The organism is Shinella sp. H4-D48 (genome assembly GCF_022637395.1).
Lineage (GTDB): Bacteria > Pseudomonadota > Alphaproteobacteria > Rhizobiales > Rhizobiaceae > Shinella > Shinella sedimenti.
The window spans coordinates 120,856-136,620 of sequence record NZ_CP093338.1; the positions used below are offsets into that span (position 1 = coordinate 120,856).

At 61.0% G+C, this 15,765-nt stretch carries 15 protein-coding genes; 11 read left to right on the forward strand and 4 right to left on the reverse strand.

Translation table 11 applies throughout. The features are described from left to right. The first annotated feature begins 210 nt into the window (after positions 1–210). The gene (locus MNR02_RS17640; RefSeq protein WP_241949310.1) at positions 211–999 is read left to right on the forward strand and encodes an IclR family transcriptional regulator; all 789 of its coding nucleotides are present in this window, start codon (positions 211–213) and stop codon (positions 997–999) included. A gap of 11 nt (positions 1,000–1,010) precedes the next feature. On the opposite strand, the gene gcvA is transcribed toward MNR02_RS17640, so the two are convergent. Then, the gene (gcvA, locus tag MNR02_RS17645) at positions 1,011–1,940 is read right to left on the reverse strand and encodes a transcriptional regulator GcvA (protein WP_241949311.1); all 930 of its coding nucleotides are present in this window, start codon (positions 1,938–1,940) and stop codon (positions 1,011–1,013) included. A gap of 136 nt (positions 1,941–2,076) precedes the next feature. Here gcvA and MNR02_RS17650 point away from each other — a divergent pair, with 136 nt between their 5' ends. Together MNR02_RS17650 and MNR02_RS17655 are read left to right on the forward strand one after the other, a co-directional pair. Then, positions 2,077–3,330 carry an SRPBCC family protein gene (locus MNR02_RS17650; protein WP_241949312.1) on the forward strand — a complete coding sequence of 418 codons (1,254 nt, stop codon included), beginning with the start codon at positions 2,077–2,079 and terminating at the stop codon, positions 3,328–3,330. Next, a complete protein-coding gene (locus MNR02_RS17655) occupies positions 3,320–4,405 on the forward strand; it encodes a hybrid-cluster NAD(P)-dependent oxidoreductase (RefSeq protein WP_241949313.1) in 1,086 nt (361 codons plus the stop codon). The genes MNR02_RS17650 and MNR02_RS17655 overlap by 11 nt, the downstream gene beginning before the upstream one ends. 17 nt (positions 4,406–4,422) lie before the next feature. On the opposite strand, the gene MNR02_RS17660 is transcribed toward MNR02_RS17655, so the two are convergent. Together MNR02_RS17660 and MNR02_RS17665 are read right to left on the reverse strand one after the other, a co-directional pair. After that, positions 4,423–5,016, reverse strand: a complete 594-nt coding sequence (locus tag MNR02_RS17660; protein WP_241949590.1) for a dimethylsulfonioproprionate lyase family protein — start codon at positions 5,014–5,016, stop codon at positions 4,423–4,425. After that, the gene (locus MNR02_RS17665) at positions 5,016–7,052 is read right to left on the reverse strand and encodes an NADH:flavin oxidoreductase (RefSeq protein ID WP_241949314.1); all 2,037 of its coding nucleotides are present in this window, start codon (positions 7,050–7,052) and stop codon (positions 5,016–5,018) included. The genes MNR02_RS17660 and MNR02_RS17665 overlap by 1 nt, the downstream gene beginning before the upstream one ends. A 149-nt stretch (positions 7,053–7,201) precedes the next feature. Here MNR02_RS17665 and MNR02_RS17670 point away from each other — a divergent pair, with 149 nt between their 5' ends. The 8 genes from MNR02_RS17670 (at position 7,202) to MNR02_RS17705 (ending at position 14,752) form a co-directional block, all read left to right on the forward strand. Then, on the forward strand, positions 7,202–7,831 hold the full coding sequence (locus MNR02_RS17670) for a TetR/AcrR family transcriptional regulator (RefSeq protein ID WP_241949315.1): 630 nt from the start codon (positions 7,202–7,204) through the stop codon (positions 7,829–7,831). Further along, positions 7,812–8,639, forward strand: a complete 828-nt coding sequence (locus MNR02_RS17675) for a pyrroline-5-carboxylate reductase (protein WP_241949316.1) — start codon at positions 7,812–7,814, stop codon at positions 8,637–8,639. Before MNR02_RS17670 ends, MNR02_RS17675 begins: the two co-directional genes overlap by 20 nt. A gap of 64 nt (positions 8,640–8,703) precedes the next feature. Continuing rightward, positions 8,704–9,705 (forward strand): ABC transporter substrate-binding protein, encoded by a 1,002-nt coding sequence (locus MNR02_RS17680; protein ID WP_241949317.1) that lies wholly within the window; start codon positions 8,704–8,706, stop codon positions 9,703–9,705. Positions 9,706–10,119: 414 nt separating this feature from the next. Continuing rightward, positions 10,120–10,869, forward strand: coding sequence for a septum site-determining protein MinC (minC, locus tag MNR02_RS17685; RefSeq protein WP_241949318.1), 750 nt, complete (start codon positions 10,120–10,122; stop codon positions 10,867–10,869). 29 nt (positions 10,870–10,898) lie between these two features. Further along, entirely contained in the window at positions 10,899–11,714 is an 816-nt protein-coding gene (gene minD / locus MNR02_RS17690; RefSeq protein ID WP_241601260.1) for a septum site-determining protein MinD, read from the forward strand. Next, positions 11,711–11,974, forward strand: a complete 264-nt coding sequence (gene minE / locus MNR02_RS17695; protein WP_241601261.1) for a cell division topological specificity factor MinE — start codon at positions 11,711–11,713, stop codon at positions 11,972–11,974. Before minD ends, minE begins: the two co-directional genes overlap by 4 nt. A gap of 133 nt (positions 11,975–12,107) precedes the next feature. After that, a complete protein-coding gene (locus MNR02_RS17700) occupies positions 12,108–12,293 on the forward strand; it encodes a hypothetical protein (RefSeq protein WP_241601262.1) in 186 nt (61 codons plus the stop codon). A gap of 287 nt (positions 12,294–12,580) precedes the next feature. Continuing rightward, on the forward strand, positions 12,581–14,752 hold the full coding sequence (locus MNR02_RS17705) for a right-handed parallel beta-helix repeat-containing protein (protein WP_241949319.1): 2,172 nt from the start codon (positions 12,581–12,583) through the stop codon (positions 14,750–14,752). A 46-nt stretch (positions 14,753–14,798) separates the two neighbouring features. On the opposite strand, the gene MNR02_RS17710 is transcribed toward MNR02_RS17705, so the two are convergent. Beyond that, positions 14,799–15,662, reverse strand: coding sequence for a DMT family transporter (locus MNR02_RS17710; protein WP_241949320.1), 864 nt, complete (start codon positions 15,660–15,662; stop codon positions 14,799–14,801). Positions 15,663–15,765 lie beyond the last annotated feature (103 nt).

The window sequence follows — 15,765 nt, forward strand, 5'->3', positions numbered from 1 at the left end:
GCGATTATGGTATCGTGACAAGAAGCCCTCGATCCAGGGCGAAAAATCTCGACATAAGCTCCTCCCAAACCGCTCACCAGCCTCCACTGGCCCTCCAATAATTCAAATACAAATCAGTTATTCATTTGCAGTCAAGTGATATATGCCTCGCACTCATTGTCAGTGACTTTTCATGCGTATATGAATTTATCGATTTACAGGAGATGACGGGTGACTGACGACGAGAACGACCGCTACCGGGCGCCGGCTCTGGATAAAGGTCTCGACATCCTTGAACTGCTCGCCGCGGTAGATGGTGGATTGACGCAGGCGGAAATCGCCAAGCGGCTCGATCGCAGCCCGAATGAATTCTACCGCATGCTCGATCGACTCGTGAAGCGAGGCTATGTCACGCGCATCGACGGCGACCGCTTTTCTCTGACCCTCAAGCTCTTCGGCCTCGCCCAGCTCCACGCTCCCGTCAGACGGCTGGTCTCCTTTGCGGTTCCGCTGATGCGCGAGCTTGCGGAGACATCGCGGCAGGCCAACCAGCTTGTCGTTTTCGATCGGGGCAATCCTATCGTCATCGCGCAACAGGAGGCGCCGGGATATTGGGGTATCTCCATCCGCGTCGGCTCGCGCATCAGCCTGTTCGATACGGGTTCGGGTCATGCTCTGCTCGCCTTCCGCTCACCGGAAGAGCGCGCGCGCATGATCGCCGAGCATGTCGGCGGTGGCGGAGGCGATGCGCGCGTGACGCCTGAATTCCTGGCGCGCCTCGATCTCATCCGCACCCGCGGACACGAGATGATGCCAAGCGCCCAGACGGCCGGGGTCATCAACCTGTCGGCCCCTGTGCTTGGTGCCGACGGCACGGCGATCGCCGCGCTGACCGTGCCTTACATTACACTCATCAATGCGCCGGCCGCACCCGACATCTCCACCACGATCCAGCTCCTGATGGATGCGACGAGGACGCTTTCGGATATGGCGGGCGCCGGATTCTCGGCTGAAAGCTGAGCAACTGCCCTTCACGCATTGCGCACAAACGGCTCACCGGAGGCGTGCTCCGAGCCCAGCCACTCGATGAACAGCCGCGCGCTTTCCTTGACAGGCCTTCGCGCCGGTATGACGACAAAGTAAGCGGCGCGGGTGCGGATCGACGCATCGGTCAGGCGCACCAGACGGCCCTGCTGGATGAGATCGGATACGAGACGGCTCCAGCCAAGCGCGATGCCTTGGCCATTCATCGCAGCGTAGATAACCTCTGTATAAAAGCTGCATCGCAGCCCTCGGCTTTTCTTCGGTGCCTTCACGGAAAATGCCGCCAGCCATTCCTCCCATCCGGTCCAGGTCGGATCGTCGGCGTCGCTGGATATCAGCGGTTGGTCAACGAGATCCGCCGGCGAAAGGATTGGGCCTCTCGTCTGCATGTAGTCGGGACTGCAGATAGGAAACACCTCGTCTTCGAACAGGAACACTGCCTGTCCATCCGGCCATGTTCCCATGCCATAGCGCAGCGAGAGGTCTATATCGCCGCCTTCCGTTCCGATGCGTGCATCCTGGGTTATGATGCGCAGTTTGATTTCGGGATGCGCGCGCGAGAAAGCGGCGATGCGCGGCATCAGCCAGAAATGAGCGAAGGATATGGTTGCGGATATCGCCAGCTCGTCATCCGGCCCATCTGCGCGCAGGTCCGCCACCGCATCGGCGATCAGGCTGAAAGCATCTCCTGCCGCGGAGAAAAGCAGCCGCCCCTTCTCCGTCAGCTCGATCCTGCGATGAAGCCGGTGAAACAGCGGAAACCCGAAATCCTCCTCGAGAAGATGGATCTGGCGACTGACAGCGGCCTGCGTCACACCCAATTCTGCGGCCGCACGCGTGAAGCTGGCATGCCGCGCGGCCGCTTCAAAGGCCGTGAGTGCGGTCAGCGGCGGGAGTTTCTTCCGCAGATTTGCCAAAGCGGCCGGCCTTTCCAAAACAACGCATTACGCATTACATCCAGTAATGCGAATGTCGCACATTTTTGCCGTTGAGCAACCGATAAACGTGGGCGATGCTGTCACGGGAACTCCAGCCTCGACATAAGGTGGCATTATGCTTCAGACGTTCGCGACACCGATCTCCTCCCTGCTTGATGAGAGAGCCGAAGGGCACTCCTTGCCGGCTGGCCTTTATACCCGACAGGATGTCTTCGAGGCCGATCTGGAGGTCTTCTTCCGCAACCACTGGATCTGCATCGGTCTCGATTGCGACGTGCCGGAAGCCGGCGACGCGACGGTGGTCGACATCGGCAAGACCAGCCTCATCCTGCTGCGTGACGACGACAACCAGATCCGGGTACTGCACAATGTCTGTCGTCATCGCGGGTCCCGCCTGCTGGATACCGGCAAATCCATCGTTTCCAAGCTCGTCTGTCCCTATCACACATGGACCTACGAACTGACGGGCGAACTCAGCTACGCTCCGCATATGGGCAAGGGCTTCGACAAGGAATGCCGCAGCCTCAAACAGGTCGCCTTCAAGTCGATCGGCGGTCTTGTCTATGCCTGTCTTTCAGACAATCCGCCCGAGGACATCGACCGTCTCGAAGAGGTGATGACGACGCGTCTTGCACCCTACGATATCCGCAATGCCAAGGTCGCCCATGAGACCGATGTGATCGAAAAAGGCAACTGGAAGCTGACGATCGAAAACAACCGGGAATGCTACCACTGTTCCGCCAACCATCCGGAACTGTGCGTTTCCTTCGTCGATCTCGATTTCGGCTTCGATCCGGACGCGCTCAGCCCCGAGGACAAGGCGCAGGCGGAAGAGCATTTTGCCTTGTATGAGGCACGAACCAGCCAGTGGGAGGCGGACGGCTTTCCCTCCGCCGCCGTGGAGCAACTGGTCGATTGCGCCACGAATTTCCGCACGCAGCGCTTGATCATCTCCGGCGCGGGTGAATCCCAGACGCCGGATGCGACCGCTGCATCCGCCAAGCTGCTCGGCACGATGACCCGTAAAGACCTCGGCGATGTCCATCTGTGGGGCCACAACAGCTGGAACCATTTCATGGGCGATCACGCCGTGGTTTCTATCGTCATTCCGCTTTCACCGGACACGACATTGGTGCGCACCAAGTGGCTCGTCCACAAGGATGCAACCGAAGGCGTCGATTACGATCTCGACAAGCTGACCAACGTCTGGATCGCCACGACGGACCAGGATGCCGAGCTCGTCGCCCGCTCGCAGGCCGGCGTCGAAGATCCCGCCTACATCCCGGGGCCCTACTCGCCCTTCTCCGAGACGAACCTCGACAAGTTCGCAACTTGGTACATCGAACGGATGCGTGCCCATGGATACTAGGAGCGATATTCTGCCGGCCGAGCGCGCGCACCACGCCCCCCTCTGGAGGCGGGAAACGGACGAGGAACTCGTCTGCATCGACATCCATCAGGAAACGCACGACGTGAAGACCTTCACCTTTGCGTCGCCAGAGGGAAAACGCTTCGCCTTCGAGGCCGGACAGTATTTCCTGTTCGACCTTGACGTGGCGGGCGAAATGGAAAGCCGATGCTACAGCATTTCCTCCTCCCCAGCGCGGAGCCATGCGTTCTCGATTACGGTGAAACGCGTTGCCGGCGGGAGGATATCCAATTGGCTGCACGACAACCTCATGGTCCACTCGAAGGTGAAGGCGAATGGGCCGCTCGGTCATTTCATCCGGCCCAATGCGCGCAAATATCTCTTCCTCTCCGGCGGTTCGGGCATCACTCCTGTCATGTCGATGCTGCGCGACATCGCCGATACTTGCGAGCCCGCCGATATTGTCTTCCTGCATGCCTCGCGCAGCCCGAAGGATCTGATCTTCCGCGAAGAGCTGACATGGCTGGCGGAACGCGTGAAGGGTTTGCGCCTCCACTTCCTGCCGGAAACGGTGATGGGCGAGGCACATTGGCCCGGCCTGACAGGGCGCATCTCCCCGGACTACATGAAGCTTGCCGTTCCCGACCTTGCCGAACGCATCGTGCTGTGCTGTGGCCCTGCACCGTTCATGGCGGCTGCGCGCGCGATCGCAGCGGAGCTTGGAGTTCCCTCGGCCAACTATCTCGAGGAGAGTTTCGACGCTGCGGTCATCGATGACATCGACCTTCCGGTCGTGACCGAAGCGGCGACGCGCAGCTTTCAGGTCTCCTTCGCCAAGCAGTCGCGGGAGATTGCGGTATCAGGCGACCAGACAATACTCTCCTGCGCCAAGAAGGCGGGCGTGAAACTGCCGTCGTCCTGCTCCAACGGCGTGTGCGGAACCTGCAAGTCCAAGCTGATCTCCGGTAGCGTGGACATGAACCACAATGGCGGCATCCGACAGCGAGAGATCGATGCCGGCCTCTTCCTGCCCTGCTGCTCGAAACCCCTCAGCGATCTCGTCATCGACAGATAGGGACAGCGGTCGGACGGTTAGGGCAACAATGCCCAGAAGGCGAAGAGTGGCTTTTCGCCCGAGCGCATGGCGTGGCGAATGCCGGGCGGATTGTAGAAGGTCCCGCCCACACCCGGCGAAAACCAGCCGGAATCGCCATGCCGGAATTCACCGTCCGACATGACGAGATAGGTTTCTTCCGGCGCGTGATCGTGATCGGGATAGCGCACATGCGGCGCCAGCAGGCTTACGCCCAGCCAGATATCCGCCCGGTCCTCAAGCCCACCGGGGCCGACGATCATGGTATTGGCATGCCCCGATGGGAAATTATCGCTTGCAGTTTCATCAAATTGCGGGCGGCTCTTCCATTCCAGCAACGGCTCCAGCGCTCTGAACCGTTCCAGCAGACGAGCAAACGGCGGTCGATCGCATCCTGCCGAAAGGGCATCCTCCAGATAAGGCTCGCAGACCGGCAGCCGCCGGCCGATGTCCTGCCGCTCCGGATGAGGCACCTTCGATGCCGCGACGATCCGCTTGATCGACGCGCGCCCCAGCGCGTCCGTCACCCGGTCATCGAAGGCGTCGAAGATGGCATCGAGGAAGCCCTGCAGGACATCGCTGCGCGCCATGATCAGAGATCCTTTGCCAGACGCAGGGCGTCGTAGATCGCGGCATGGGTGTTGCGTGCAGCAACCGCATCGCCGATCCGGAAGAGCTGGTAGGTGCCGTCAGGGTTGCGCTGTACGGTCTGAGGCGCTCCTGCGACGAGGTCGTTATAGGAAACTTCGCCGAGATTGCTCGAACCGGGCTTCAGCTCGAAATAGAGGTCATCAAGCGGAATGGTGCCGTGGTTGACGACGATCTGGTCCACCGTGCGCTGCCGCGAGACGCCGCCGTAATCGCTGCCGACATGGGCGATGATCTGGTTGCCGCTCTTTTCGGCCGCCTCGAGCCTATACGTGACGGTGAAGGTCGTATCGAGCGTCTGCAACGAGCGCATATAGGGCACGAGGTTCATGGCCATCACTTCGGGCGCGAAGGAGCGGTCGGGCGTCATGATCTCGACCTTGCCACCGGCCTTGGCGATGAACTCGGCGGCCTGCAAACCCGCATGGTCGCCAGCATCGTCATAGACGAGCACATTGGTGCCCGGCTTAACATCGCCGGAAATGATATCCCAGGAGGAAACGACCAGTTCGTTGCCTTTCGACAGCACATCCGTATGCGGCAGGCCACCCGTAGCGATGATCACGACATCCGGCTTCTCCGCCGTGATCGTCTCGGCATCCGCCCAGGTGTTGAAGTGGAAGGTGACACCCAGCTTCTCGCACTGGCTCATGCGCCAGTCGATGATGCCGATCATCTCGCGGCGACGCTCGCTCTGCGCCGTCAGCCGGATCTGGCCGCCGGCATTGTTCGCAGCTTCGAAGATAACGACGTCATGGCCGCGTTCGGCCGAGACACGCGCGGCCTCCAGCCCGGCCGGGCCGGCGCCGACGATGACGACCTTCCTGCGTGCCGCCGACTTTGGAATGACATGCGGCATCGTCTCTTCGCGGCCGGTCGCAGCATTGTGGATGCAGAAGGCCAAGCCGCCCTGATAGATGCGATCAAGACAGTAGTTCGCCCCGACGCAGGGCCGGATGTCGTCCTCACGTTTTTCGATGATCTTGCGCAGGATATGCGGGTCGGTCATGTGCGCACGCGTCATGCCGATCATGTCGACCTTGCCTGTCGCGATGGCATGGCGTGCGGTGGCCACATCCTGGATCTTGGCCGCATGGAAGGTCGGGAACTTCGTAGCGGCGCGCACATCGCCGGCGAAATCCAGATGCGGCGCACTTGCCATGCCCTGGATCGGGATAACGTCCGTCAGGCCCGGATCGGTATCGATATGACCGCGGATGACGTTGAGGTAGTCGATCAGGCCGCTTTCCTTGAGGCGACGGGAGATTTCGAGGCCCTCGGCCTTTCCGGTCCCGCCGGGAAGACATTCGTCGGCGGTGTAGCGCACGCCGAGAATGAAATCGTCGCCCACCCGCTCGCGCATCGCCTTGAACACGTCGAGACAGAAACGCAGACGGTTGTCGAGCGAACCGCCATAGGGGCCGTCCAGCTCATTGGTCAGCGGCGAATTGAACTGGTCGATCAGGTGGCCGTAAGCCTCCAGTTCCACCCCGTCCATGCCGCCGGCCTTCATACGCTCGGCCGCATCGGCGAAGTCCTTGATGATGCGCGTGATATCCCAGTCTTCCAGCTTCTTCGGAAACGCACGGTGCGCGGCTTCACGATGATGCGACGGCGCCACGACAGGCAGCCAGTCGCCCTTGTCCCAGCGCGTGCGGCGGCCGAGATGGGTAAGCTGGATCATGATCGCCGCACCCTCTTCATGTACGGCATCGGTCATCTCGCGGATCCACGGAACGATCTCGTCCTTGTACGCCAGCAGGTTGTTGAAGACCGGCGGACTATCCTTGGACACCGCGGCGGAACCGGCCGTCATCGTCATCGCGACGCCGCCCTTCGCGCGTTCGACCGTATAGGCACGGTAGCGGCCCTTCGGCATGCCATCCTCGGGATAGGCTGGCTCGTGCGAGGTGACGATGATGCGATTGCGGAGAGTCAGATGCTTCAGCTGATACGGCTGGAGCAGAGGATCGTTCGACATGCGCCGGGCTCCGGTCTGGTGGGGGATTACGCTGAAAGCTAAACCGAAATGTACACAAGCGTCAATATTATCTGACAGTCAGGTTCGGGTAATTGACATAGATGTACATTTTTCTTGCCCCGAAGACGCGAATTTGCTAGGGGAATTCCATGGAACAGGCGACCACTGACAGCGGCTGGCGTGGCTCCCAGGAGGGATGGCTGGAGGCCGCCTATGAAGCGCTGCTCGAGTCCGGCGTTGAATCGGTCAAGATCCTGCCGCTTGCCAAGCGACTCAGTCTCTCCCGCACCAGCTTCTACTGGTTCTTCAAGGACCGGGAAGAATTGCTCGACGCGCTGATTGCGCGCTGGAGGGACAAGAACACCGGCAATCTCGTAAAACAGTCCGAGGCTTATGCGGAGACGCTCGCCGAAGCGATGCTCAATGTCTTCGATTGCTGGCTGAACAAGGATCTGTTCGACTCCCAGTTCGAATTCGCCGTTCGCAGCTGGGCTTTGCAATCGCCCGATATCCTTGCGGAGGTGCACGCCGCCGACCAGACACGAATGGAAGCGCTGCGCCGAATGTTCGTGCGCTTCGGCCACGAGGAAGGCCCCGCCGACGTTCGCGCGCGCACCACCTATCTGGTCCAGATCGGCTACATCTCAATGCAATCACGTGAGGATATCGCGCTGCGCATGAAGCGCATCCCCGAATATATCGCAATCTATACCGGCGAGGTTCCGCAACAGCGGGAACTCGACCGCTTCTTCGCGCGCCATGGATACAAACCGGAGTGAAAGCAGGGTGGAACAGGGCAAGGACCTGAGAATCGGTATTATCGGCGGGGCCGGCTGGCTGGGCGGCGCTATGGCCGCCGCTATGCTGGACGCGGGTGTCGTCGCCCCGGAGAACCTTACCCTCTCCTACCGCACCATGCGGCCGGACCGTTTCTCCCGCGCCTTCTGGACAAAAGACAACCAGGCCCTCGCCGACCGCTCCGACATCATCATCCTCTCCATCCGCCCGGTCGACTGGCAGGACCTGACCATGACGGCAGAGGGCAAACTCGTGATTTCCGTGATGGCCGGCATCCGCCTCGCAGCACTTGGCAACCGCCACCGCACACACAGAGCCGTCCGCGCCTTGCCGAATGCCGCCGCAGAAGCCCGCAAATCCTATACGCCATGGCTCGCGGCCGACGGGATTGATGATGCCGATCGCGCGGTCATCAGGGCGATCTTTGACGCCTGTGGCGTGCAGGACGAGGTGCAAAGCGAAGCGGAGATCGACTATCTCACAGGCCTCACAGGCTCCGGCCCGGCGTTTCCCGCGCTTCTCGCGGACGCCATGATGGCCGATGCCATTTCAAGGGGTCTCGACCCGCGCGTCGCACGCCGCGCGGTCAACATGCTTCTGGTCGGTGCCGGCCGGATGTTGGAGCAACGCAACGACTGTCCAACTGAAACGGTAAAGACCTTTCTCGATTATCGCGGCACCACCGCTGCCGCCATCGAGACGATGACAAGCGCGGGGTTTCGAGCCGCCGTCGCGCAGGGTCTAGCTGCGGCCTATGAGAAATCACTGCATCTGGGAGATGCCTCCTAGCAACGCAGGATACGGGCCAAAGCGGCGGCCCGCACAGAAGATGCCGCAAACAAAGGGAACCACAATGAAGAAACTGCTCGCATCAACCTGTTTGACACTCGGTATTTTCGCCGCGGCCTCCGGCGCCAGTGCCGCGGAATGCGGCGATGTCACCATCGCCAGCATGAACTGGCAAAGTGCCGAGGTGATCTCCAACCTCGACAAGATTATTTTGAACGCCGGCTATGGCTGCAATGCCGATATCACGATCGGCGACACCGTACCGACGATCACGTCGATGGCCGAAAAGGGCCAGCCGGACATCGCCCCCGAAGCCTGGATCGATCTTTTGCCCGACGTCGTCAAGAAGGGCACGGATGAGGGCCGCATCGTGCAGGTCGGCTCGCCGCTACCGGATGGCGGCGTACAAGGCTGGTGGATCCCGCAATATGTCGCGGAAGCCCACCCTGACATCAAGACGATCCCGGATCTCCTGAAGCATCCCGATCTGTTCCCGGACAACGAAGACAAGAGCAAGGGCGCCATCCTCAACGGTCCGCAGGGCTGGGGCGGCACGGTCGTCACTTCGCAGCTCTTCAAGGCTTTCGACGGCGAAAAGCTCGGCTGGAAGCTTGTCGACACGGGCTCGGCAGCCGGTCTCGACGGCTCGATGGCCAAGGCCTACGAGCGCAAGGAGAATTTCGTCGCCTACTATTGGGCGCCGACGGCGCTTCTCGGCAAATACCAGATGGTCCGCCTCGCGGAAGGCGTCGACAACGATGCGGCCGAGTGGAAGCGCTGCAACACCGTCGAAGCCTGCCCGGACCCGAAGCCGAATGGCTGGCCGGTGGACACGATCGTCACGCTGGTCGCCAAGCCGTTTTCCGAGCGTGTCGGCCCTGAGGTCATGGACTATCTCAACAAGCGCTCCTGGAGCAACGACACCATCAACAAGCTGATGGCCTGGATGACCGACAATCAGGCGAGCGGCGAGGACGGCGCCAAGCACTTCCTCTCCGAAAACAAGGATACCTGGAAAGCCTGGGTCACGCCGGAAGCCGCCGAAAAGATCGAAGCGTCGCTCTGACGGTACCTCGTCAATGAAACGTGCGATGCGCACTGCGCATCGCACGTTTTCCGCAACCCATGAGATGGTGTTCACCGCTGCGTCGACGTTACCGCCGAACATATCCTGACATATGAGTCGGCGCGTTTACCGCCACAGACAGCAGAATCATTGCCAGCCTGAAGGCAGACAGATTATTTTCATTACGCAGGAGTGGGTGGCTGGCGGCTGAATGTGGCGTCAGGCCCTTGCGGCGATGGCTTACTCATCCCCTGGCTCGCCCCGCCAAACGACCCGCTACAGACGTTTTCGCGCGGCATTAGCGCTGCGCACGCCGGTGAATTGTGGCGCGTCATGCTTCGCGCCAGCCAGGCCTGAAATTAACCATTTGTTAACCATTTCACCGCTACACAAAGCTACCGAAAATTAACCAAGATGACTGACGTGTTAACTCAACCCCGGCCGATCCGCCTCAAGGGGCGGTCCTTCCTTGCGCTTGCGCTGACCCCGGAGCTGCCCGTTGCGGACTGGCTGGTGCGCCTTGACGATCTTGCGGCCCGTTCGGCCGGCTTCTTCCTTCGTCGTCCGGTCGTTCTGGATATCGATGGCCTCGATATCGACCGTCAGGAACTGCGCGAACTCGTCGAGCAATTGTCGTCCCGCAATGTCCGCGTGATGGGCATCGAAGGCGCGCGCACCTCCCAGCTTGGCCCCGACATGCCGCCGGCGATGACCGACGGCCGCCCGGCGGCCGATTTCGAAGCCCCTGCCGAATCGGAGAAGGCGGACAAGCATGCGATCGACTCGGTCGAGAGCGCGGCACCGGTCCCCGCTCATCAACAGTCGGTTACTGCGGCGCCATCCCTGATCGTGTCCCGCACGGTACGATCCGGCCAGTCGATCTTCTTTCCCGAGGGTGACGTGACCATCGTCGGTTCGGTCGGTTCCGGCGCCGAAGTCGTGGCGGGCGGCTCGATCCACGTCTACGGCGCACTGCGCGGCCGGGCGATGGCGGGCTCCACAGGCAATGCCGAGGCACGCATCTTCTGCCGCAAGCTGGAAGCGGAACTCATCGCAATCGACGGCTTCTACAAGACCGCCGAAGACATGGAACCCGAACTGCGCGGCAAGGCCGGGCAGATCTGGCTCGAAGGCGAAACAATCAAGGCCGCGATACTCGGCTGAACACGAATTCCTATGGACTGGAGAGGTATATGGGCAAGGTAATCGTTGTCACATCGGGTAAGGGCGGCGTCGGCAAGACGACGTCGTCGGCCGCATTGGGTGCCGCACTGGCGCAGAACGGCGAGAAGGTCGTGGTCGTCGATTTCGACGTCGGCTTGCGCAATCTCGATCTCGTCATGGGGGCGGAACGCCGCGTCGTATACGACCTCGTCAACGTCATTCAGGGCGAAGCCAAGCTCACGCAGGCGCTCATCCGCGACAAGCGCGTCGAGACGCTCTATTTGCTGCCTGCCTCGCAGACCCGCGATAAGGACAACCTCACGCCTGAGGGCGTCGAGAAGGTCATCGCCGCGCTGAAAAGCGCGTTCGACTGGGTGATCTGCGATAGCCCCGCCGGCATCGAGCGCGGTGCAACGCTCGCCATGCGCCATGCGGACATTGCTATCGTCGTGACCAACCCGGAAGTCTCTTCGGTCCGCGACTCGGACCGCATTATTGGCCTTCTCGATTCGAAGACGCTGAAGGCGGAGAACGGCGAGCGCATCGAAAAGCACCTGCTTTTGACCCGTTACGACGCCAATCGCGCCGAACGCGGCGACATGCTGAAGGTGGACGACGTGCTGGAGATTCTCTCCATCCCGCTGCTCGGCATCATCCCGGAAAGCATGGACGTGCTGCGCGCGTCGAACGTTGGCGCTCCCGTGACGTTGGCCGACGGCCGCAGCGCGCCTGCGCTTGCCTATTTTGAAGCCACGCGCCGCCTGAAGGGCGAGGATTTACCGGTCACCATTCCTGGTGAGAAGCGCAGCTTCCTCGGCAAGATTTTCGGAAGGAAAGCGGCATGAAGCTTTTCGGTTTCTTCTCCCGCGGCCAGTCGGCGCCGGCAGCCCGTGAACGGCTGCAGGTCCTGCTTGCCCACGAACGCGCCTCTACCGGCGACATCGACCTCGTCAACAAGCTGCGCGACGAAATCCTGAAGGCGATTTCCAAACACATGCAGGTTGATGACGAGAAGGTCAGCATCAAGATGGAACGCGGCGCGCAGGTCTCCACGCTGGCCGTGGACATCGAGATCCCCTTCGACGCCGGCAAGAAGGCCGCCTGACGGCCATGCCGATCACGCCGCCGCGCCCGACTCGGGCGGGCGGCACTGTTCAACGCTCAGGAAGGACACCTGGCCGACCGCAGCCCGCTTTGGGCGCACCCCTCTACACATCAAGCATAGCAAGGAGGCTGTCATGACCCGCTTAGCCCTTCTGGAGAGACTGAAAGCAGTCCAGCAGATGCCGAAGTTCGAGCGCCGCGACATCACCACCATCGCCGCCATCCTCAACACGAAAGCACTCGCCCGGCATGTCGAAGTGTGCGAGAGCGACGCAGGGATCACCAGACCCGGTGTCGATGTGCCGAACGGCCCGGCATAGTCTCGTCGCATCCCGCCAAGACGCTTCCCCTGACTTTCCTGATTGCGCCATTTTGTCACCTTCAAGTGCCATGCTCAACCGCTGGCATGGGCGCTATCAATCGCAGGCGAAGCGTTTACAGCAGTTGAAGCGCGTTCGCGCATCCAGAAAAACATTCGGCCTATCGTAGAAGTTGCGTTATCGAACAAAGCGCAGCTGGGCTCTCCCGCATATAAAGTTGGCTCTTTTATTCATGTATCATATCGCCGCGACTGTCCGCCGATCGGACAATCGAATTGGAGATTTTTATGTGTATCTTGAGAGGGTTAGCCGGGCCGCTCCTCGCGGTGGCCACGGGGTTTTCGCACGCCTATGCGTCAGATTTTGGTGGTCTTGCCGAATTCGAGGGGCGTTTGGGAAGTGAAGCGTCGACTGGTGGCCTCGGCATCATGCTCCCCTTCCAGCTGGACGCCGGGCAAACATTCTTCCTTGATCTCAATGGCGCACTGGTATCCGGTGGCGTCGAACAGGGCTCGCTTGGAGCCGGTTACCGTTTTGCGACATCGAGCGATTGGGTGCTCGGCATATACGGCTACTACGACTACCTGAACTCGCGCCTCGGCAATGATTTCCATCAGCTGTCCTTTGGCGCGGAGGCCATTGGTGCAGTGCTGGAAACGCGCGCAAATGTCTACCTGCCACTCGGAAATGGCTATTCGGTCGACGGCTTAGGTGTAGCGGTTGTCGATAACGGTGTCCTTCGCTTCCGCGACGGCCGCGAACAGGCACGCCCCGGCCTGGATGTTGAGGCTGGCATCAAGATGCCGGGCCTTGACGACGATACGCAGCTGAAATTCTTTGCCGGAAGTTACTGGTATGGCGGCAAAAATGTCAGCGACATGTTCGGGGCCAAATTGCGGGCGGAGCTCGCCTTTACCGGTATCAACGGATTGCCGTCCGGATCTACTGTCTCCTTCGGCGCGACCGGCACCTACGACAATCAGGACAAGCTTGGCGGCGCGGTCATGGCACGGCTGCGTATTCCATTTGGCGGAGCCGGCAGCGCGGCCGGCGACCCCTTCGACCCGGCAATACAGGCCGTTAGACGAGCCTCGACCATCAAGACTCATTTCGGCGTGACCGGCGACATCGAAGATGCGGTTCTTGACCTGAATGGCCAGACGGCTGGCAGGCTCGTCAACATCTCTGCGGGGAGCGGCGACGCCGCAGCCATCAATGCCATCCTCGCAGGAGCGGGAGACGGCGCGGTTGTTCTCGCCGATGGCGATATCGGCCTCAATGGCTCCCTGATGCTGGCGAACGGACAGACTCTCCTTGGCGGTGGCGGGACGCTGGCTCTTCGCGGCGCGAAGAGCGGCGGCCGGGGCAGTTTCACCAATAGCGGCGCTCATACAACGCTGACCGGTTATGACCCGGCCAGCGACCTCGTGACAATGGCCTCCAACAGCATGGTCTCCTCGCTGGGGATCATCGGCGGCCTTGCGGGAATTGGCAGCGCCGGTACGAGCAGGCTGACGATCCACAATGTCGACATTTCGAATACGGCCCATGACGGAATCCGACTGGCAAGTGTCGATGGCGCCGTCATCGAGAACAGCCGTATCCACGACCTTTACATCTGCGACAACAATACGCTTTGCGAGTTCGCCGTCGGCAACCCGAACCGCGCGCCTTATGCCGCGATCAGCGCGCACGGCACGGCGAATCTCACCATTCGCGATACAACCATCGACAACGTGACCTATGGCATTTTTGCCGGAAGCGTTATCGATGACAGCGACTGGCCTCCTGTCGTGACGGACCTTGCCAGAAACATTACCTTCGACAACGTGTCCATTTCCCGCTCGCGGCGGGAGGGCATCCTGCTTGTGGCAGCGGACAAGGTCGACATGAACAAAGTGACGATCGACAACACACAGCAAGGCCGCGACATGGACCTCGTCGTGCTCCAGGGCACCTCGAACGTCTCGATCACTGACATGTCGCTGAAGGGCGGCATCAATGGCCTGATGCTGGTGACGGCGTCCACCCTTCCCGAAGATGCCGTGACGACAAATGTGAAGGTCAAAGGCCTGACGACCGATGGTACGACGAATGCCGGCATCTTCTTCAATCCCGTCTCGGGCATTTCACTCGAAGATGTCACGATCAAGAATGCCGGCACCTACGGCATGTTCATTTACGGAAGCGACTATGCCTTCCTCGGCGGGCCGGTGGCCGATATCGACTTCAAGAACGTGGTTATCGACAAGGCGGCGAATGCCGGCCTCTACTTCATGGGACCGGCGAGAGACCTGAAGGGCGATATCACCGTTCGCAACACGCCACGCGATTGCAAGTCCGATCCGCATTGGAGCGGCACTGGCGTCAACGGCTCCATTACGCAGTCGCCAGGCTCCGTCTTCACCGTCAACGGCCAGGAGATCGGCAACACGACGCTTGCGGCACGTTGCGGCTGAAAACGATAAGTGCGACGAGGGGCGGCTCGCGCCCCTCGTTTGCGTTTCAGCGCGCGAACTTCCGCGCGCCGGCGACGCAGAGCACGACCGCGAGCGTCGTGACAATCATAACTGGGCTGACCTTCTCGTGAAGCAGCACAGCGGCGATCAGAAGACCGAAGAAGGGTTGCAGCAGCTGCAACTGGCCGACAGCGGCGATACCGCCCTTAGCCAAGCCGCGATACCAGAAGAAGAAGCCGACCAGCATGCTGAAAACCGAAACGTAAAACAGCCCGGCCCAGGCACTAGGCGCTATGCCGCTCCAAGCATCCGGAAGCCATAGCAGCGCGATGATCGCCATCGGCGGCAGGGACAGGACGAGCGCCCAGCAAATGACCTGCCATCCGCCGATGGCGCGCGAGAGCTTGGCCCCCTCTGCATAGCCGAGGCCGCAGAGGATGATTGCAGCGACCATCAGCAAATCGCCGACAAGCGAGATCCCCACGCCGGCCGTCAGCGCAAAGCCGACCACCGTTGCGCTGCCGATGCAGGAGAACAGCCAGAAGAGCGGCTTCGGCCGCTCGCCGCCGCGCAGCACCCCGAAAATTGCGGTCGCCAGTGGCAGGAGCCCGATAAAGACGGCGGAATGCGCGGCCGTGACATATTGCAGGGCAATCGCGGTCAGAAGCGGAAAGCCGACAACAACACCAAGTGCAACGACGGCGAGCGGCAGGAGATTTTCCCGCGGCGGCCGGACTTGCCGCAAGGCGAGAAGAAAGATCGCCGCCAGCGTCCCGGCGATCACCGCCCGCGCGGAGGTCAAGAACAGCGGCGAGAAATCTCCAACTGCCAAGCGCGTCGCGGGGAGCGACCCACTGAAAATGACAACGCCCGTCAGCCCGCTGCCCCAGCCTTCCATCGATGTTTTCATAGCACCTTGCCTTTCCTGTCCTGTTAAGCGCGGGGAGACTGGAAATGACAGGAACAGTGCAGTACAATTATGAAAAACTGTACTGATGCAATAACCAATACAA